Origin of the sequence: Corynebacterium gottingense, assembly GCF_002285125.1 — a bacterium.
GTDB lineage: Bacteria > Actinomycetota > Actinomycetes > Mycobacteriales > Mycobacteriaceae > Corynebacterium > Corynebacterium gottingense.
This window is the reverse complement of record NZ_NSGN01000004.1, coordinates 189,898-206,271: the sequence shown is the minus strand read 5'-3', so window position 1 is coordinate 206,271 and position 16,374 is coordinate 189,898. Positions and strand designations below refer to the sequence as shown.

Annotated in this window: 17 protein-coding genes, 2 tRNA genes and 1 rRNA gene; 13 read left to right on the top strand and 7 right to left on the bottom strand. The window is 65.1% G+C overall.

Features of this window, described 5'->3' with window-relative positions:
• Positions 1 to 8: 8 nt before the first annotated feature.
• A 5S ribosomal RNA gene (rrf, locus tag CKJ82_RS05965) occupies positions 9 to 126 on the top strand.
• Between the two features lie 943 nt (positions 127 to 1,069).
• Here the strand turns inward: rrf and CKJ82_RS05960 are convergent.
• The 3 genes from CKJ82_RS05960 to CKJ82_RS05950 are packed head-to-tail and all read right to left on the bottom strand — an operon-like array spanning position 1,070 to position 3,212.
• Positions 1,070 to 1,423: a FluC/FEX family fluoride channel gene (locus tag CKJ82_RS05960; RefSeq protein WP_095537403.1), complete on the bottom strand. Its 354-nt coding sequence runs from the start codon at positions 1,421 to 1,423 to the stop codon at positions 1,070 to 1,072.
• A 2-nt stretch (positions 1,424 to 1,425) separates the two neighbouring features.
• Complete coding sequence (locus CKJ82_RS05955) at positions 1,426 to 1,773, bottom strand: CrcB family protein (protein WP_095537402.1); 348 nt, start codon at positions 1,771 to 1,773, stop codon at positions 1,426 to 1,428.
• A gap of 20 nt (positions 1,774 to 1,793) precedes the next feature.
• Positions 1,794 to 3,212 (bottom strand): alanine/glycine:cation symporter family protein, encoded by a 1,419-nt coding sequence (locus tag CKJ82_RS05950; protein WP_095537401.1) that lies wholly within the window; start codon positions 3,210 to 3,212, stop codon positions 1,794 to 1,796.
• A 208-nt stretch (positions 3,213 to 3,420) separates the two neighbouring features.
• Here CKJ82_RS05950 and pgm point away from each other — a divergent pair, with 208 nt between their 5' ends.
• Entirely contained in the window at positions 3,421 to 5,079 is a 1,659-nt protein-coding gene (pgm, locus tag CKJ82_RS05945) for a phosphoglucomutase (alpha-D-glucose-1,6-bisphosphate-dependent) (protein ID WP_095537400.1), read from the top strand.
• A gap of 111 nt (positions 5,080 to 5,190) precedes the next feature.
• On the opposite strand, the gene CKJ82_RS05940 is transcribed toward pgm, so the two are convergent.
• Both CKJ82_RS05940 and CKJ82_RS05935 read right to left on the bottom strand, forming a co-directional pair.
• A complete protein-coding gene (locus CKJ82_RS05940; protein WP_095537399.1) occupies positions 5,191 to 5,868 on the bottom strand; it encodes a DUF3800 domain-containing protein in 678 nt (225 codons plus the stop codon).
• Between the two features lie 27 nt (positions 5,869 to 5,895).
• Positions 5,896 to 6,492: a class I SAM-dependent DNA methyltransferase gene (locus tag CKJ82_RS05935; RefSeq protein WP_095537398.1), complete on the bottom strand. Its 597-nt coding sequence runs from the start codon at positions 6,490 to 6,492 to the stop codon at positions 5,896 to 5,898.
• 88 nt (positions 6,493 to 6,580) lie between these two features.
• Between CKJ82_RS05935 and CKJ82_RS05930 the strand changes: the two genes are divergently transcribed.
• The 4 genes from CKJ82_RS05930 (at position 6,581) to CKJ82_RS05915 (ending at position 8,275) form a co-directional block, all read left to right on the top strand.
• Positions 6,581 to 7,084: a MauE/DoxX family redox-associated membrane protein gene (locus CKJ82_RS05930; protein WP_267208563.1), complete on the top strand. Its 504-nt coding sequence runs from the start codon at positions 6,581 to 6,583 to the stop codon at positions 7,082 to 7,084.
• Positions 7,085 to 7,198: 114 nt separating this feature from the next.
• Positions 7,199 to 7,963 (top strand): DsbA family protein, encoded by a 765-nt coding sequence (locus tag CKJ82_RS05925; protein WP_095536529.1) that lies wholly within the window; start codon positions 7,199 to 7,201, stop codon positions 7,961 to 7,963.
• A 141-nt stretch (positions 7,964 to 8,104) separates the two neighbouring features.
• A tRNA-Ala gene (locus tag CKJ82_RS05920) sits at positions 8,105 to 8,177 on the top strand.
• A gap of 25 nt (positions 8,178 to 8,202) precedes the next feature.
• Positions 8,203 to 8,275 (top strand) — tRNA-Ala (locus tag CKJ82_RS05915).
• A gap of 178 nt (positions 8,276 to 8,453) precedes the next feature.
• On the opposite strand, the gene CKJ82_RS05910 is transcribed toward CKJ82_RS05915, so the two are convergent.
• Positions 8,454 to 9,137 carry a hypothetical protein gene (locus CKJ82_RS05910; protein ID WP_133064025.1) on the bottom strand — a complete coding sequence of 228 codons (684 nt, stop codon included), beginning with the start codon at positions 9,135 to 9,137 and terminating at the stop codon, positions 8,454 to 8,456.
• A gap of 62 nt (positions 9,138 to 9,199) precedes the next feature.
• Between CKJ82_RS05910 and CKJ82_RS05905 the strand changes: the two genes are divergently transcribed.
• Both CKJ82_RS05905 and CKJ82_RS05900 read left to right on the top strand, forming a co-directional pair.
• The gene (locus CKJ82_RS05905; protein WP_095537395.1) at positions 9,200 to 9,679 is read left to right on the top strand and encodes a methylated-DNA--[protein]-cysteine S-methyltransferase; all 480 of its coding nucleotides are present in this window, start codon (positions 9,200 to 9,202) and stop codon (positions 9,677 to 9,679) included.
• Complete coding sequence (locus CKJ82_RS05900; RefSeq protein ID WP_095537394.1) at positions 9,672 to 10,463, top strand: fructosamine kinase family protein; 792 nt, start codon at positions 9,672 to 9,674, stop codon at positions 10,461 to 10,463. The genes CKJ82_RS05905 and CKJ82_RS05900 overlap by 8 nt, the downstream gene beginning before the upstream one ends.
• On the opposite strand, the gene nadE is transcribed toward CKJ82_RS05900, so the two are convergent.
• Positions 10,460 to 11,305: an NAD(+) synthase gene (nadE, locus tag CKJ82_RS05895; protein WP_095537393.1), complete on the bottom strand. Its 846-nt coding sequence runs from the start codon at positions 11,303 to 11,305 to the stop codon at positions 10,460 to 10,462. The two genes, CKJ82_RS05900 and nadE, sit on opposite strands and share 4 nt — an antisense overlap.
• 26 nt (positions 11,306 to 11,331) lie before the next feature.
• Between nadE and CKJ82_RS05890 the strand changes: the two genes are divergently transcribed.
• The 5 genes from CKJ82_RS05890 to nrdE all read left to right on the top strand — a co-directional run bounded on the left by CKJ82_RS05890 (position 11,332) and on the right by nrdE (position 16,361).
• Positions 11,332 to 12,708 carry a sugar porter family MFS transporter gene (locus CKJ82_RS05890; RefSeq protein ID WP_095537392.1) on the top strand — a complete coding sequence of 459 codons (1,377 nt, stop codon included), beginning with the start codon at positions 11,332 to 11,334 and terminating at the stop codon, positions 12,706 to 12,708.
• 107 nt (positions 12,709 to 12,815) lie between these two features.
• Positions 12,816 to 12,938, top strand: a complete 123-nt coding sequence (gene ykgO / locus CKJ82_RS05885; RefSeq protein ID WP_005511141.1) for a type B 50S ribosomal protein L36 — start codon at positions 12,816 to 12,818, stop codon at positions 12,936 to 12,938.
• A gap of 311 nt (positions 12,939 to 13,249) precedes the next feature.
• Positions 13,250 to 13,480 carry a glutaredoxin-like protein NrdH gene (nrdH, locus tag CKJ82_RS05880; RefSeq protein WP_095275361.1) on the top strand — a complete coding sequence of 77 codons (231 nt, stop codon included), beginning with the start codon at positions 13,250 to 13,252 and terminating at the stop codon, positions 13,478 to 13,480.
• An 81-nt stretch (positions 13,481 to 13,561) separates the two neighbouring features.
• The gene (nrdI, locus tag CKJ82_RS05875) at positions 13,562 to 14,101 is read left to right on the top strand and encodes a class Ib ribonucleoside-diphosphate reductase assembly flavoprotein NrdI (protein ID WP_095537391.1); all 540 of its coding nucleotides are present in this window, start codon (positions 13,562 to 13,564) and stop codon (positions 14,099 to 14,101) included.
• A gap of 79 nt (positions 14,102 to 14,180) precedes the next feature.
• Positions 14,181 to 16,361: a class 1b ribonucleoside-diphosphate reductase subunit alpha gene (gene nrdE, locus CKJ82_RS05870; RefSeq protein ID WP_420838550.1), complete on the top strand. Its 2,181-nt coding sequence runs from the start codon at positions 14,181 to 14,183 to the stop codon at positions 16,359 to 16,361.
• Positions 16,362 to 16,374 lie beyond the last annotated feature (13 nt).

The following is a 16,374-nucleotide window of genomic DNA, read 5'->3' as shown; positions in this document are numbered from 1 at the left end:
TTGGGTGTGTCGGTGGTTGATGGCGGCGGGGAAACGCCCGGTCCCATTCCGAACCCGGAAGCTAAGCCCGCCCGCGCTGATGGTACTGCACTCGGGAGGGTGTGGGAGAGTAGGTTACCGCCGACCCTAAACATGAGAGATAATTGAATAATTGTTTGTGCGCCCCGGCCCCGGGGGTGGTGGGATCATGTCTTGATCCGCACCGCCCTTTGTGGCCGGGGCGCTTCTTCGTGTGTGCGTAGCAGGGTGGGGGGGGGAGCCTGGCCCGCAGAGACGCGTAACCTGCCACCGGGGAGTAGCCGTTGTCAGCTGCCGTCTGTGACGGGCATCAATGGCGACGTCTCGGCCGACCCACGAGGCGTGCGCACATGGCGCTAGCTCCATCTACACCGACCGGACACATACGACCTGGGCTTTTACCGGTGAGCCGAGCGCGCATGGCGCTAGCTCCATTTGCGGCTACCAGTCGGATGCGACCAGGGCATTTTCCGGCGCCACCGTCCAAATGGAGCTAGCTCCATATAACGCAGCCCGCGCCGAAGCTGCACAACCATCGCAGAGCAAGCTGTGGCCGTGCCGGGGGCTTTACTCTGCCACCGCAGAGTAAATGGGGAGCGTGGACCGCCGTGGTGCCTACGCTGTCGTCGCAGAGTGCAACCCGGTTGAACACCCGTGCAAAGGCTTCGCGGTTATCCTCACCGCATGATCGCCCGGCGTTGCTGTTGCCACCCGGTTCACGCGTGCTGGCGCACCGCCCAGCCCCGCGTGCAGCCAGTTAGGCGGCTATTTGACGAGATCTCCTTGACGAAGATGCGAGACGAGGTCCGTGAGATCGTCACCCCCTTCTCGTCAAACACACACAGCTGCCATCAAACACATGGTCTTCTCGTCAAACACCCGACACCACACCCCACCGAAACACCGAGCCAGACGAAGGCCACCCCGAGCCGGCAACCACACCGGCGGCGCCCACCCCACCCACCCCGCCATAGCAAGGTCGACCGCCCTACCGAGCAGCCGTGGAGTTAGGAACCCGACGGCCCCGCGTCACGTCGAGGAGGGCCCAGTCCTACCCGAATGCGAGAGCGCCCCAGCGGAGCCCGAAACCGGCGGCGACGAGGCTCAGCACTGCCGTCGCTAAGGCGTAGCGGACCAGCTCGGACCAATTGTGGTCACGGATGAGCTGGCCGAGCTCCTTGGCCAGGGTGGACCAGGTGGAGAGGGCGCCGGCGAAGCCCGTGCCGATGGCCATCGCGACCAAGCCACCGTGGCCGGAGACGAAGCCGAGGATGGAGCAAGCGACCATATTCGCGGCCCACGTACCAACTCGAGGTGCGGGGATACGCGCTAGCGCCCACCGGGAAACGCCGCCGGCGAAGGCTCCCGCGAAGATGGCAACCGTGGTCCAGATCAGCAAAGCCATGCTCAGGGCCTTGCCTGTGTGCGGTAGGGGTGGGGGGACGTGGCGTCGGCAAGCAACCAAGCTCCGACGCAGACGATAAAACTAACCGCGACGATGCCGAGCGCCCAGATCGCGCTGGACGTGGCTGCGGCGACCGTCATCGCGGAAAAGGTGGTGAAGCCGCCGAGGGCACCGGTGCCAAGGAACGGTCCGGGCTTGAAGTAGCCCATGGCGAAGGATCCGGCGGCGTTGATGCCCAGCGTGGCAAGGGCAGCGGAGCCTGGGATGGCGGCGACAAGGGCGGCGCGCAAAAGCGCCCCCAGTGCGGCGCCGAGGCCGACGAGGAGCGCTTCTTTGAGTGGACCCTGCATGCCGCCAGTGTAGCAGGCGGCTAGCGCCAGTCCATGCGTTGCTGCTGGACGAAGCGGGCGACGTCCTCAGGCGACTTCTTGAGCTTGGGGTCGAACCTGAGGTATTCGCGGGTGTCGCGGGCGACGAGCCCAGAGAGGATGAGTAGGCCGATGAGGTTCGGGATGGCCATGAGCCCGTTGGCGAGGTCGGAGAAGGTCCACGCGAGTTCGAGCTCGGAGGTCGCGCCGACGAACGAGAGCGCGGTGAAGAACATGCGGTATGGCACGCTGATCCACTGGCCAAACAGCGCCACGATGGAGCGCTCGCCGTAGTAGGACCAGCCCAAGATGGTGGAGAACGCGAAGAAAATGAGGGAGATCGAGACGATCGTCCCTCCCCAGTGGCCGGGCAGCCCCTCGGTGAAGCCGGCCGCGGTCATCACCGCTGCCTCGTCGCGCCCCATCTGCCACGTACCAGAGGTGACGATGACCAGGCCGGTGATGGTGACAACGATGATGGTGTCAATGAACGTCTGGGTCATGGACACGAGGCCCTGACGCACGGGGTGCTCCGTCTTCGCGGCGGCGGCCGCGATGGCGGCGGAACCCATGCCCGACTCGTTGGAAAAGATGCCGCGAGCCACGCCGAACTGGATGGCCAGCATGATCCCGGAGCCGACGAAACCGCCAGCGGCGGCGGAGCCGGAGAACGCCCCGGTGAAAATCGCGCTCAGCGCCGCCGGGATCTGGTCGGCCATGGTGATGAGCACCGCGATACCGCCAACCACGTAAATGACGATCATCAGCGGTACGAACGCGGCCGTGATCTTGCCAATGCCCTCAATGCCGCCGAGTACGGCGGCGCCCACGCAGAGGAAGATGAGGATGCCGGAGACGACCGGGTCGACGCCGAACGCGTCCTCCATGCCGGCGGCAATAGAGTTGCCCTGGGCCAGGTTGCCGATGCCAAAGGACGCGAAAATGGTAAACAGCATGAATGCTGCCGCGAGCACTTTGCCCAGGCCACCGGGAATCCCGCGGCGCAGATAGGTCTGGGGTCCGCCCTGCTGCTTGCCGTGCTTGTCGGTCGTGCGGAAGCGAACGCCCAGGTAGGCCTCGCTGTACTTGGTGGCCATGCCGACGAGTCCGGTCACCCAGATCCAGAACAGCGACCCCGGACCGCCGATGGACAGCGCGGTGGCAACGCCAACGATGTTGCCCGTGCCCACCGTCGCGGCGAGCGCCGTGGTGAGTGCCTGGTAGTTGGAGATGTCGCCGGCGCCCTCGCTGCTCGTATCAATAAACGCGTGGCGCGTGGCGCGCCCAAGCGTGCGGAACTGGATGCCGCCGAGCCGGATGGTGAGGTATAGGCCGGTGCCGAGCAGCAGCGGCATGAGGACGAAGGGCCCCCAGACGACGGTGGACACCGCGCTGAGGACGTCATTCAACGATGAGGTCATAACTCCACGTTTCGGGCAGGAATTGAGGATAGGCTCACGCCGCAGTCGCGCTGCCGTGCGCAATGCGAACGGAACTTTGGACGTCAGAATAACCTGTCGAGTGATAAAAATACGAATCCTGGCAGAAATCGGTTGGAGCATGGAAGATGGGGGTGAGCAGGGGGCGTCGAGAAGCGGCGCGCCTGACGGAGACACAAGGAGCACGCACATGGCACACGAACGCGCTGGTCAACTCGCCCAGCCCGGAGACCTGATCGACATCGCCGCGCTAGTCACGGCTTATTACACGCGCGACATCGACGCGGAGGACCCCGACCAGCAGGTCAGCTTCGGCACCTCCGGGCACCGCGGGTCCGCGCTGGACAACGCGTTCAACGAGCCGCACATCCTGGCCACCACGCAGGCCATCGTGGATTACCGCCGCGCCAACTCCATCGGCGGCCCCGTCTACATCGGCCGCGACACTCACGCCCTCTCCGAGCCGGCGATGGTCACCGCGCTCGAGGTCCTCATTGCCAACGAGGTGCCAGTGCTTGTCGACGCCGCGGGGCGCTACACCCCCACCCCCGCAGTCTCGCACGCGATTCTGGCGCACAATGCCAAGCTCACCGGCGGCGTGACCGGCACGGACCCGCAGCGCGCGGACGGCATCGTGATCACGCCCTCGCACAACCCGCCGCGCGACGGCGGCTTCAAGTACAACCCGCCCAGCGGCGGCCCTGCTGGTGCGGACGCCACAGACTGGATCGCCGAGCGCGCCAACCAGTACCTCGCCCGCGGCCTGGAGGGTGTGCGCCGAGTCAACGTCACCGGCGTGCTGGATGACCGCGCCGAACGCTTCGACTTCCTGGGCAACTACGTCGACGATCTGCCGAATGTGGTGGACATCGACGCAATCCGCGGCTCCGGACTGAGCATCGGCGCGGACCCGATGGGCGGCGCGTCGGTGGACTACTGGGGCGCAATCGCCGAGCGTCACGGCCTGAACATGCAGGTAGTCAACCCGAACGTGGACGCCACCTGGCGGTTCATGACGCTGGATACCGACGGCAAGATCCGCATGGACTGCTCCAGCCCGAACTCCATGGCGTCGCTCGTGCACAACCGCGATAAGTACGGCATCGCTACCGGCAACGACGCGGACGCGGACCGCCACGGCATTGTTACCCCGGACGCCGGGCTGATGAACCCGAACCACTACCTGGCCGTGGCCATCGAGTACCTGTTCAGCCACCGCGACGGCTGGGCCGATGGCACCGCAGTGGGGAAGACGCTCGTGTCATCCTCCATGATCGACCGCGTTGTGGAGTCGCTTGGCCGCACGCTCGTCGAGGTCCCCGTCGGCTTCAAGTGGTTCGTGCCCGAGCTTATCGACGGGCAGATCGGCTTCGGCGGCGAAGAGTCCGCCGGCGCCTCCTTCCTGCGCAAAGACGGCACGGTCTGGTCCACCGACAAGGACGGCCTGATCATGGACCTGCTCGCCGCAGAGATCACCGCGGTGACTGGCAAGACCCCGTCGCAGCGCTACGCGGAGTTGGCCGAAAAGTTCGGGGCACCCGCCTACGCGCGTATCGACGCCCCCGCCAACCGCGAGCAGAAAGCGACCCTCAAGGCGCTCTCGCCGGACCAAGTCAGCGCGACCGAGCTCGCCGGCGAGCCGATTACCGCGAAACTCACCGAGGCGCCCGGCAACGGCGCTGCCATCGGTGGGCTCAAGGTGACCACGGAAAACGCCTGGTTTGCCGCGCGCCCGTCCGGCACCGAGGACAAGTACAAGATTTACGCGGAGTCCTTCAAGGGCGAAGAGCACCTCAAGCAGGTGCAGGAGGCGGCGAAGGCCGTTGTCGCCGACGTGCTGGGGGAGTAGGGGCTACACAGGGGTTGCCGTAGTCGAAGCTGCGCGACTAAGCTGTGGGTGAAACCGGCGATAAGTCCTCCAGGGGAGGACTTCCCACCTTCACAGGCGGGATAGCCGGTTTCAGTGATTTTCAGGCCGGCCCCAGGGGGTAAATAGCGTGGAGAGCGTTGGTTTAATACAAGGCTCGAACCATGTACATTTCTTGCCCTCGAGATGACGCTGAACTGCCCAAAGACCGTAATCCGCCACCTGGAGACCCCAAGAGGATTGCGCAGTCCATACGCAAAGTGTGATGTTTCTGTTGATCTGGTCGCAGACCTCTGCTACCGCTTCGGACGCAGCTTTCCGTATCTGTTTGGTGCCAAATTCTGCGACGACGACGTAGAGCTCATCGTCTGGCCGGGATACCTGTAGGGCGATTTTCTTAAGATGAAGAAACCACGCCATTTTGTAGAGTCGCAATGGTCCGTCGGCTTTGACGTATGGATATGCGTTCGCTTTGTATAAAAAAGTCGTGTCGAAACGTGGCGCTTGGCTCTTGATAAGTGAAAACATTTCGTTTCGAGTCTTGGCGGAATCGTCGACAGCGTGGAAACCCCTTGCGAGAGATATGCCTTCCTTGGAGCGACTCGCCCTTAGATGAAGGCCTTCGATGAGATCATCTCCGTGACGCGCCGTATCGAAGGTAGCTGTCCCGAAGCCGAAATACGTTGACGCGCCACCGCCTTTCGGGTTTGGGGAGCCTTTGTAGTCAAGGTTTCCAGTTTCGTCTGCGTAGAGGTATATGCGTCGAGACATTGAAGAAAATTGTGTAATGGTGCAGGGCTACTGTCCAGATGCTGGGCGCGCGAGCTGGGCAACCAAGAACGCCGAGTCCTGGGTGAACGGCTGGAGGTCCCAGCTCTCGTAGCAGTACTGGACCGCGAAGCCGGCTTCCTTGGCGGTGGCGAGGAAGTCGTCGAAGCTCCAGCCGCGGCCCGCGCCGAAGCCGACGAAGAGGCGGCCACCGGGGCGCAGGGCGCGGAAGATGTTTTCCAGCGCCGGCGCTCGGCCGGCGGGGTCAAGGAAGCCCATCACGTTGCCGGCGCACACGGCGACGTCGATGTCGCGGGCGGGGATCTCGTCCTCGGAGAGGTCGCCGACCAGCCAGGTGGCGTCGGGGAAGTCCTCCTTCGCGTGGCCGATGAGGATCGGGTCGAGGTCGGTGCCAATCACCTCATGTCCGCGCTGGGCGAGGTAGCCGCCGACGCGGCCGGTGCCGCAGCCTGCGTCGAGGATGCGTGCGTGGCGGGGCACGGTGGCGTCGATAAGCCTGGCCTCGCCGTCGATGTCTTTGCCTTGGGCGACGAATGCTTTCCATCGCTGTGCATAATTTTCGGAGTGGGCGGGATTCGCGGTGGTGATGTCTTTCCAGGTAGGCATGGTGCCGAGTATAGGCGAGTCACAGATCACACCATTAATCGGAGTGGAGGCTTCCCGCGGTATGCAGCGCTGCGCTACGCTGCTGGTTGTGACGACAATAGATGCAACGGACGCGCCCACTGAGCAGGTGGAGGCGAAGCGCAGCACGCGCGCGCTCGTGCTCGACGTGCTCTCGGCGGCGGCTCGCTTTTTCATGGCCTACGTGTGGATTAAGGCGGCGATCCCGAAAATCGGCGCTGTGCTGGACGTGACGCAAACCATCGCCGCGTACGAGATTTTTACGCGCGACTGGTCCTACCTACTCGCGCACATCATCGGCCCCCTCGAACTCGCGGGCGGACTCCTCCTGCTCCTGGGGATCAAGCTGCGGCCCGCGGGCTGGGTCTCCATCGGCGTGCTGAGCCTGTTTATTATCGGCATGCTCTCCGCGTGGCAGCGCGGCCTGATCATTGACTGCGGCTGCTTCGACCCCAACACTGAGGGCACCGAGGGGACAAACCTCCTGGCCACCGTGGGGCGCGACGTTATCTACATCGCGATCACGCTGTTCATGATCTATCGCCCGTTCAAGAAATTCGCCATCTACCCCTAGGGCCAGGTCGTGCCGTATAATCCGCGGGGTAGAGCGGCGCTTATCGACGCTACCGAAACCCGCGTGGCAGCGCCGACCGGCCACAACCGCTTCTGATATTGAGGAGAACCTACATTGACCACTCGTAAGGTCCAGAACCCGAACGCGAAGGGTGGCGCCGGCTTCATTTGGGCCATCGTCGCCGTCATTGCGATCGCCGCGATTGTGATTGGCATCATCGTCTTCAACGGTAAGAAGGACCGCAAGGACGCGATTGCCGAGGAGATGATTGACACGACCGGTATCACCTCTACCTGGGAGGAAGGGTCCGACGTGATCCACCTCGCCGCCGAGGGCGCGGAGGACGCTCCGGAGGCTGACCTGTTCGAAGACTTCTCCTGTTCCCACTGTGCCGAGCTGGAGGAAGCGACGGGTGATCAGGCGCTCGAGGCACTGAAGGCTGGCGAGATCCAGATTGAGCTGCGCCCAATGGTGGCGTTGGATGGCCGTGGCGACGCGTACTCGCCGGATCACTCCACCCGCACCCTGGCGGCGGAGCTGGCACTGTTCGCGCACAACGACACGAACGCCGCGCTCAACCTGCGCTACTACCTGTTTGGGAACCAGCAGGACGTGTACAAGAAGCTCGAGGCTGAAGACTTGGCCAAGCTGGCCGAGGACTACGGCGCATCCGGGGATGCCGTGCAGGAGATTCGCGACGGCAAGTACATGGACACCGCGAAGGAGGTCTCCGACGCGAACATTAAGCTGCAGGAGGACCGCACCAAGGACGCCCCGGCCGACCAGCAGGGCGCTTGGACTCCGCGCGTGATGGTCGACGGCAAGGACATCGAGGGCGACCGCGACGCTTGGGTGGAGACCCTGAAGAACAGCAAGTAGCCCTTGCGCACCCCGCCCGGTCCCGCTGGGTGGAGTTGCCCGAATTCGCGCCCGCAGGCGATTTGGTTCGCCAGCGGGCGCGCGTGTATATTGAGCAAAGTGCTTCGGGCCGGTCGCTGTCGGTCCATGCAATCCCAAACTGGGGCTATGGCGCAGTTGGTAGCGCACCACACTGGCAGTGTGGGGGTCACGGGTTCGAATCCCGTTAGCTCCACTCCTACAATTACATATTCACCTACGGGGCTATGGCGCAGTTGGTAGCGCACCACACTGGCAGTGTGGGGGTCACGGGTTCGAATCCCGTTAGCTCCACTTTGGCACGCTGCCCGGCTGACTCAGTGAGTTGGCCGGGCAGTTTTTCGTTGGCGCGGGGCGGAACGTGCCTGGCTCTGGCCGTGGTTGGCGGCGAGGTGCGGCCTGTTTGACGAGGACCGGATGACGAAGATGCGGGGGTGGGCGCGGCCCGGCGTAATCCCCACTGCCGGGCTGCCTACTGCGCAGCCTGGCGCATGCCCTCGAAGTGGGCGCTGCCGTCGGCCCCGGTGTAGCATGCGCTCGAGTCCACCGGCCAGAGGCTGCGCGCCTGCTCGCACGTCCACTCGGAGGCGTAGGGACCCATGGTGGCCCACTCCATGCTCGGCCCGCCCTGCTGCGGCGCGGGCTGGGCAGGAGCCTGTTGAACAGGAGCCTGCTGCGCTGGCGCCTCCTGCTGCGGAGCTTCTTGTACCGGCGCGGGTGCCGGCTCCGGTTCGGGCGCCTGCTGCTGGTTGCGCGCTTCCGCTGCGGCTGCCTCAGACGCTGCCGCCGCTGAATGCTCGGCCTCTTCGCGCGCCTGCGCGGAGCGGGACGCCTCTGCGGCTGCAGACTCGGAAGCTGCCGCTGCCGCGCTCGATTCGGACGCCGCTTGCTCCGCGGATTCCTTATCCATTCGGTCGCGTGCCGCGTCGAGCTCTTCCTGGTCAATAACGCCGTCGCCGTTCGCGTCGTCGGCATCCACCAGCTTGTGGCTCAAGTCGCGCATGTCGGATTCGCAGCCGGCGTCGCCGTCGCACACGGTGGCGTCGATAGGCGGGTTTGTCCCCGCGATCGTGTCGGAAGAGGAATCGCTGCACCCCACGAGCGCCGCGGCTGATGCAACGAGGAGAAGAGAAATGCTTGCAAGTTTCTTGGGCATAGCTTGGAGTGTATCGAATGCGCCCCCGGCGAGCAGGCCGTTTGCAGGTTACGGTGGGGCCCATGGACACGCTGCAGTTCCACCAGATCGATTCCCCAATTGGCCGCCTGGGCCTCGTCGTGACACCGAAGGGGTTGGCCAAGGTCCTCTTCGAGTGCGACGACATCGACGCCGAGCGCGACCGCGCCGACCGCCCCGCCGAAGTGCCGCTGGCCGCCCAACAGCTCACGGAGTACTTCGCGGGCCACCGCACGAGCTTCACGCTCCCGCTGGACTTTCGCTTTGCGTCGGGGTTTCGCACCGAGGTCCTCCGGGAGCTCGCCCGCGTCCCCTTCGGCGCCACCACCACCTACAAGCAGCTCGCCGGGCAGGTGGGAAACCCCAACGCCGTGCGCGCGGTCGGCGGCGCCTGCGCGCACAACCCGCTGCCCATCGTCGTGCCCTGTCACCGGGTGCTGCGCGCAGACGGCGGTCTCGGCGGCTACCGTGGCGGCACCGACGCGAAACGTTACCTGCTGGACAAGGAGGGCATTGATGTGTAAGGGCTTTACCAAGCACGGCAGCGCGCCGGGGTCCGCCGCCTCCGAGGCGGCGGGGCTTCGCTGGCTGCGCGAGGGGTCGCAGGCCGTGGTCGAGGTCTTTTCGCTTCACGACGCCACGAACACCCTCACCATCGAATCCGTCGAGCCCGCACGCCCAACTCGAGACGCCGCGCTCCGCGCCGGCCGCGAGTTGGCTGCGATCCACGCCGCGGGTGCCCCGGCGTTCGGCGCCCCGCCGACCGGGTGGGAGGGGCCGAACTTCATCGGTCGTCTCGAGCAGGACTGCGTGCCGGCGGACCGCTGGGCCGAGTTTTACGTCAACCAACGCGTGCTGCCGTTCGCGCGCTCGGCGCACGCCGTGGGCAACCTGGACGCGCACGGGCTCGTCGAGGTTGAGCGTGCCTGCGACGCGCTCCTGGCCGAGGACGAGGACGCCCCGCTCGCGCGCATCCACGGCGACCTGTGGGCGGGCAACCTCCTGTTTAGCCCGGAGGGGCCGAGGATCATCGACCCGGCCGCCCACGGCGGGCACCCACTGACGGACATCGCCATGCTGGAGCTCTTCGGTGCTCCGTACTTCGACGCGATCGTGGACGGGTACCTCGGCGCGGGCGGCACGCTTGGGTCAGGCTGGCGCGCCCGCATCCCGTTTCACCAGCTGCACCCGCTCGCGGTCCACGCCACCACCCACGGCCCGAGCTACGGCTCGGCGCTGGTTCGCGCCGCCCTCGACACCCTCGACGCCCTCGGCCCCCTCGGCACAGGGGCCGGAAAGAGCAGCTAGCGCCACCAGTTCTCGGTCGGCCCCGGCGGCAGGTGGCGCTTGTGTTGGCCGACGCGCCAGAGGTGTTCCAGGCGCGCTGCGGCGTCGGCGGGCACCTGCTTGCCTTCCAGGTAATCGTCGATAAGCGAATAGCTCACGCCGAGCGCCTCCTCATCGGGCAGCGCCGGGCGATCCTCCTCCAAGTCCGCGGTGGGCACCTTCTCCCACAGGCGCGGGGTGGCGCCGAGGTGCTGGAGCAGCGCGGCGCCCTGGCGCTTGTTCAGGCCGGCGAGCGGGAGGAGGTCGGCCGCGCCGTCGCCGAACTTGGTGAAGAAGCCGGTGATGTTCTCCGCCGCGTGGTCGGTGCCAATGACCAGGAAGCCGCGCTCGCCGGCGATGGCGTACTGCGCCACCATGCGCAGCCGGGCTTTTACGTTGCCCTTGTTGAAGTCGCCGAGGCCGTCCACCCCAATGGCGGAGGCAACCTGCGCGTTGAGCGCGTCGGTGGCGGGCTTGATGTCCACGGTGACGGTCTCGTCGGGGCGGATGAACTGGAGCGCGAGCTGCGCGTCGTCCTCGTCGGCCTGCACGCCGTGCGGGAGGCGGACCGCGACGAACGTGGCCTCGGCGCCCTCGGCGCGACGCCGCTCCACCGCGAGCTGGGCGAGCCTGCCCGCAAGGGTGGAGTCCTGCCCGCCGGAGATGCCCAGTACGAAGCCGTTCGCGCCCGTGGCTGCGAGGTAGTCAACCAGGAAGTCAACGCGGCGCGACACCTCCTCCTCTGAATCGATCAAGGGGCGCACACCCAGGGCTTTTATGATGTCTTGCTGCAGGTTTTCGTCGTGTTCAGACATGACATCCATCGTAGCCGTCAGCCATATTGGGGGACATGGTTCACAACACTCGGGCACCACGTTACGTGCGCACCGTCGCCGCCACGGCCGCGCTCGGCGGCCTCCTGTTCGGCTACGACACCGGCGTGATGAGCGGCGCGCTGCTCTTTATCACCCCTGAGTTCAGCATGTCTCCGGGGCAGGAGGGGCTGGTGACGTCCATGCTGCTCGTCGGCGCCGCCATTGGCGCCCTCGGCGGCGGTGCGGTTGCTGACGCGCTCGGCCGCCGCCGCACACTCATCGTCGGCGGCGCCCTCTTCGTCCTCGGCTCCGTCTGGTGCGCACTGGCCGGCGGCGTCGGAGCCCTCGCGGCGGCGCGCACCTTTCTCGGGGTAGCGGTCGGCGGTGTCTCCATCGTCACGCCCATGTACATCGCGGAGATGTCGCCGGCGAAGTTCCGCGGCAAGCTCGTCTCACTGAACACGCTCATGATCGTGGTCGGCCAGCTCCTCGCGTACCTGGTCAACTCGGTGCTCGCGCACACGGGCAGCTGGCAGTGGATGCTCGGCCTCGCCGCCGTCCCGGGCGCCGCGCTGGCGATCGGCATGTTCCTGCTGCCGGAAACCCCGCTGTGGCAGGCGCGTCGCGGGGCGCGTCGGCAGGCGGAGGAGACTGCGGCGCGCGTCGGCATGGACTCGGATGAGCTCGAGGAGCTGTTGCTTGACGACGCCCAGACGCGCCAGGCTGCCAGCGCCGGGGAATGGCGCACCCTCCGCCGTACCCCTTGGCTGCGCTCCACAGTCCTCGTCGCCGCGCTACTCGGTGTGACGCAGCAGGTCACCGGCGTCAACGCGATCGTCTACTTCGCGCCCACCATGATGGAGACCGTCGGGCTCTCCACCGAAAACGCCGTCTACACCTCCATCGTCATTGGACTGGTGTCCGTGGTCGCCTGCTGGGTTGGCTTGCAGGTGGTGGACCGGATCGGCCGCACGCGCCTGCTGCTCATCGGTCTGGCGGGCAACGTGGTCTTCCTCGTCGCGCTCGCCGTGATGTTCCGTGCCGCGGAGGGGAATGCGGCCCTGGCGTGGGTGGCGCTCGCCTGCATGGCGGGGTTCATCGCTTCGCAACAGGCCGCGGTCTCGCCGACGACGTGGCTGCTCATCTCCGAGCTGGTGCCCCCACAGGTCCGCGGCGTGGGGATGGGCCTGGTCGGGCTCGCGCTGTGGGTGATGAATTGGGTGGTCGCCCAGTTCTTCCTCCCGCTTGTCGACGCCACCTCTGCCACCTTCACCTTCTGCCTCTTTGCGATCTGCGGCGTGGTCGCCTCCGTCTTCGTGGCGCGCCGGGTCCCGGAGACGATGGGGCGCAGTCTTGACGACGTCGCCGCGGAGATGCGCCAGCGTTTTGGTGCTGGGCAGAAGAACGTGTAACCTTAACCGACGTGTCGCGACCCGGCACCGCGCAGCATGCTGGTAGCGTGCTGCGGCTGGGCATGAGGTCGCAGGTCAATGAAACCTCGAGAAGAAAGGAGCGCCCGATGAAGGTCCGCAAGTCGCTTCGGTCGCTGAAGAACAAGCCGGGCGCCCAGGTTGTACGCCGCCGCGGCAAGGTCTACGTGATCAACAAGAAGGAGCCGCGCTTCAAGGCTCGCCAGGGCTAGTTCACCGCCCGCCCAAACACCCCGCCACCAACCGGATTTCCGTCCGGCCGGTGGCGGGGTGTTGGCTTTTGTGAAATTAAATTGCACGGATGTAACCCGTTTGCTGGTGCGGGAGTGGTTATAGCGGACTACATGTGGGTAATTCCTGGGGCCTATCCTGGGAATACCAGCCCTGTAACTACTACATGTAGTATCACTTGCCAGAAATTGCCCCAAGGTATAGTGTTTCTTGGTGTTGCGCTGAGGTAGGAATCAGCGCCGAGGAAACCCCGTCATCTTCCCGTAAACGCGACAGAAAAGAGCTACAGGTTATGTCCATCACCGTGTACACGAAGCCCGCTTGCATGCAGTGCAAGGCAACCACCAAGGCCCTCGACAAGGCTGGCCTGGAGTACTCCCTCGTCGACATCTCGGTGGACGAGGAGGCTCGTGATTACGTCATGGCGCTCGGCTACCTGCAGGCACCCATCGTCGAGGTGGACGGTGAGCACTGGTCCGGCTTCCGCCCGGATCGCATCCGCGGCCTGAAGCCCGCCGCCTAAGCGGCTCCGCGTGAGCCACACGGCGCGCCCTAAGCGGAGCGCGCACCCCACCACCTGCACAATTCAACACCTGGAGCGAGCATGCTTGTCGTGTACTTTTCCTCGACGACGGAGAATACGAAACGTTTCGTGGAAAAGGTCGGGTTGCCCAGCGCGCGGATCCCGCTGCGCAGGGCGGAGGCGCCGCTCGAGGTGGACGAGCCCTTTGTGCTGGTGTGTCCGACGTACGGGGGAGGGGCGTCGATAAGCAATGCTCAATCACGGCCCGTGCCCAAGCAAGTCATCCGCTTCCTCAACAACCCGCGCAACCGGTCGCAGCTGCGCGGTGTGATCGCGGGTGGCAATTCGAACTTCGGCCCAGACTACTGCGTGGCCGGCGACATCATCGCGCGCAAGTGCAACGTGCCCTACCTCTACCGCTTCGAGCTGATGGGGACGTGGGACGACGTGGCGCACGTGCGCGGCGCGCTGATCCGCAACGCGGTGGCACTCGGGCTCGCGCCGTTGAGCGAAAGGCAACAGACGGCGCTGCAGCCGCTTCCCGCGGATAATGGGGACCGGCTCGACGCGCTGCGCGCCAAGTACCAGGCGAAATACCGGCGCGATCCGCGCAGCGCCTAGAGCGCGCCCTGCGCCCGAGCGCAAGAAACCTCAAACTTGTAACCTAGAGATCCGACAAACGTGAATGAAAGGCTCTGCTGTGTCCACCTACGCTTCTGCTTCGGATAAGCACGGGAAAGTCGTCCCGGAACCGGTGAATACCACCGACCAGTTGGATTATCACGCGCTCAACGCGCTGCTGAACCTCTACGATGAGGACGGCCACATCCAGTTTGATAAGGACCGGGAAGCGGCCAATCAGTTCTTCCTCCAGCACGTGAACCAGAACACCGTGTACTTCCACGACCTGGAAGAGAAGATGAAGTACCTGGTGGACAACAAGTACTACGAGCCGCACGTCGTGGACGCCTACGACTGGGAATTTGTGAAGGAGACGTTCAAGCGCGCCTACGGTTTCAAGTTCCGCTTTAAGTCCTTCCTCGGCGCGTACAAGTACTACACCTCCTACACCCTGAAGACGTTTGACGGCCGCCGCTACCTCGAGCGCTTTGAGGATCGCGTGGCGATGACGGCGCTCTTCCTCGCCGACGGCAATGAGGAGCTCGCGTCCGCGCTCGTGGACGAGATCATGACCGGCCGCTTCCAGCCCGCCACCCCGACCTTCCTCAACGCCGGCAAGGCGCAGCGCGGCGAGCTCGTCTCCTGCTTCCTCCTGCGCATCGAGGACAACATGGAGTCCATCGGCCGCGCCATCAACTCCTCGCTGCAGCTGTCCAAGCGCGGCGGCGGCGTCGCCCTGCTGCTGAGCAACATCCGCGAGTCCGGCGCGCCCATCAAGCACATTGAGAACCAGTCTTCCGGGGTCATCCCCGTGATGAAGCTGCTGGAGGACTCCTTCTCCTACGCCAACCAGCTCGGTGCGCGCCAGGGCGCGGGCGCGGTGTACCTGAATGCGCACCACCCGGACATCATGAAGTTCCTGGACACCAAGCGCGAGAACGCGGACGAGAAGATCCGCATCAAGACCCTCTCGCTCGGCGTGGTCATCCCGGACATCACCTTCGAGCTGGCCAAGCGCAACGACGACATGTACCTGTTCAGCCCGTACGACGTCGAGCGCGTCTACGGCAAGCCCTTCGCCGACATCTCCGTGACCGAGAAGTACGAGGAGATGGTGGAGGACCCGCGCATCCGCAAGTCCAAGATCAACGCCCGCCAGTTCTTCCAGACGCTGGCGGAGATCCAGTTCGAGTCCGGCTACCCGTACATCATGTTCGAGGACACCGCGAACCGCGCGAACCCGGTGAAGACCGGCCGCATCAACATGTCCAACCTGTGCTCCGAGATCCTCCAGGTCAACTCCGCCTCCGAGCTCAATGAGGACCTGACCTACCAGGAGGTCGGCCACGACATTTCCTGCAACCTGGGCTCGCTGAACATCGCGATGACGATGGATTCGGACAACTTTGCCCGCACCATCGAGACCGCCATCCGCGGGCTGACCGCCGTGGCGGACAAGACGGCCATCAACTCCGTGCCGTCCGTGCGCGAGGGCAACGACGCCTCGCACGCCATCGGCCTGGGCCAGATGAACCTGCACGGCTACCTCGGCCGCGAGCACATCCACTACGGCTCCGAGGAGGCACTCGACTTCACCAACGCCTACTTCGCCGCCGTGATGTTCCAGGCCATCCGCGCGTCCCACAAGATCGCGGTGGAAAAGGGCCAGGCGTTCGCTGACTTTGACAAGTCCGAGTACGCCACCGGCGAATTCTTCGACCGCTACGACCCGGCCGACTTCCAGCCCAAGACCGACAAGGTCAAGGCGCTTTTCGACGCTTCCAACATCGCCGCACCAACCGCGGAGGAGTGGCAGCAGCTGAAGCAGGACGTGGCGCGCGACGGCATCTACAACCGCTACCTGCAGGCGGTGCCGCCGACCGGCTCCATCTCCTACATCAACAACTCCACCTCGTCGATCCACCCGATCGCCTCCAAGATTGAGATCCGCAAGGAAGGCAAGATCGGCCGCGTCTACTACCCGGCGCCGCACATGGACAACGAGAACCTGGAGTTCTTCGAGGACGCGTACGAGATTGGCTACAAGGCCATCGTGGACACCTACTCGGTGGCGACCCGCTACGTGGACCAGGGCCTGTCGCTGACCATGTTCTTCAAGGACACGGTCACCACCCGCGACCTGAACCGCGCGCAGATCTACGCATGGACCAAGGGCATCAAGTCCCTGTACTACATCCGCCTGCGCCAGATGGCGCTGGAAGGCACCGAGGTCGAGGGCTGCGTGTCCTGCATGCTGTAGTCGGCAGAGCTGC

Excerpts from the sequence above, each read along its gene's own strand:
- CKJ82_RS05910 (WP_133064025.1), bottom strand. The coding sequence starts at position 9,137 with ATGCCCAAGAAACTTGCAAGCATTTCTCTTCTCCTCGTTGCATCAGCC.
- CKJ82_RS05935 (WP_095537398.1), bottom strand. The coding sequence starts at position 6,492 with ATGCCTACCTGGAAAGACATCACCACCGCGAATCCCGCCCACTCCGAA.
- CKJ82_RS05960 (WP_095537403.1), bottom strand. The coding sequence starts at position 1,423 with ATGGCTTTGCTGATCTGGACCACGGTTGCCATCTTCGCGGGAGCCTTC.
- CKJ82_RS05905 (WP_095537395.1), top strand. The coding sequence starts at position 9,200 with ATGGACACGCTGCAGTTCCACCAGATCGATTCCCCAATTGGCCGCCTG.
- CKJ82_RS05955 (WP_095537402.1), bottom strand. The coding sequence starts at position 1,773 with ATGCAGGGTCCACTCAAAGAAGCGCTCCTCGTCGGCCTCGGCGCCGCA.
- CKJ82_RS05950 (WP_095537401.1), bottom strand. The coding sequence starts at position 3,212 with ATGACCTCATCGTTGAATGACGTCCTCAGCGCGGTGTCCACCGTCGTC.
- ykgO (WP_005511141.1), top strand. The coding sequence starts at position 12,816 with ATGAAGGTCCGCAAGTCGCTTCGGTCGCTGAAGAACAAGCCGGGCGCC.
- CKJ82_RS05900 (WP_095537394.1), top strand. The coding sequence starts at position 9,672 with ATGTGTAAGGGCTTTACCAAGCACGGCAGCGCGCCGGGGTCCGCCGCC.
- pgm (WP_095537400.1), top strand. The coding sequence starts at position 3,421 with ATGGCACACGAACGCGCTGGTCAACTCGCCCAGCCCGGAGACCTGATC.
- CKJ82_RS05940 (WP_095537399.1), bottom strand. The coding sequence starts at position 5,868 with ATGTCTCGACGCATATACCTCTACGCAGACGAAACTGGAAACCTTGAC.
- nrdI (WP_095537391.1), top strand. The coding sequence starts at position 13,562 with ATGCTTGTCGTGTACTTTTCCTCGACGACGGAGAATACGAAACGTTTC.
- nrdH (WP_095275361.1), top strand. The coding sequence starts at position 13,250 with ATGTCCATCACCGTGTACACGAAGCCCGCTTGCATGCAGTGCAAGGCA.
- CKJ82_RS05890 (WP_095537392.1), top strand. The coding sequence starts at position 11,332 with ATGGTTCACAACACTCGGGCACCACGTTACGTGCGCACCGTCGCCGCC.
- nadE (WP_095537393.1), bottom strand. The coding sequence starts at position 11,305 with ATGGATGTCATGTCTGAACACGACGAAAACCTGCAGCAAGACATCATA.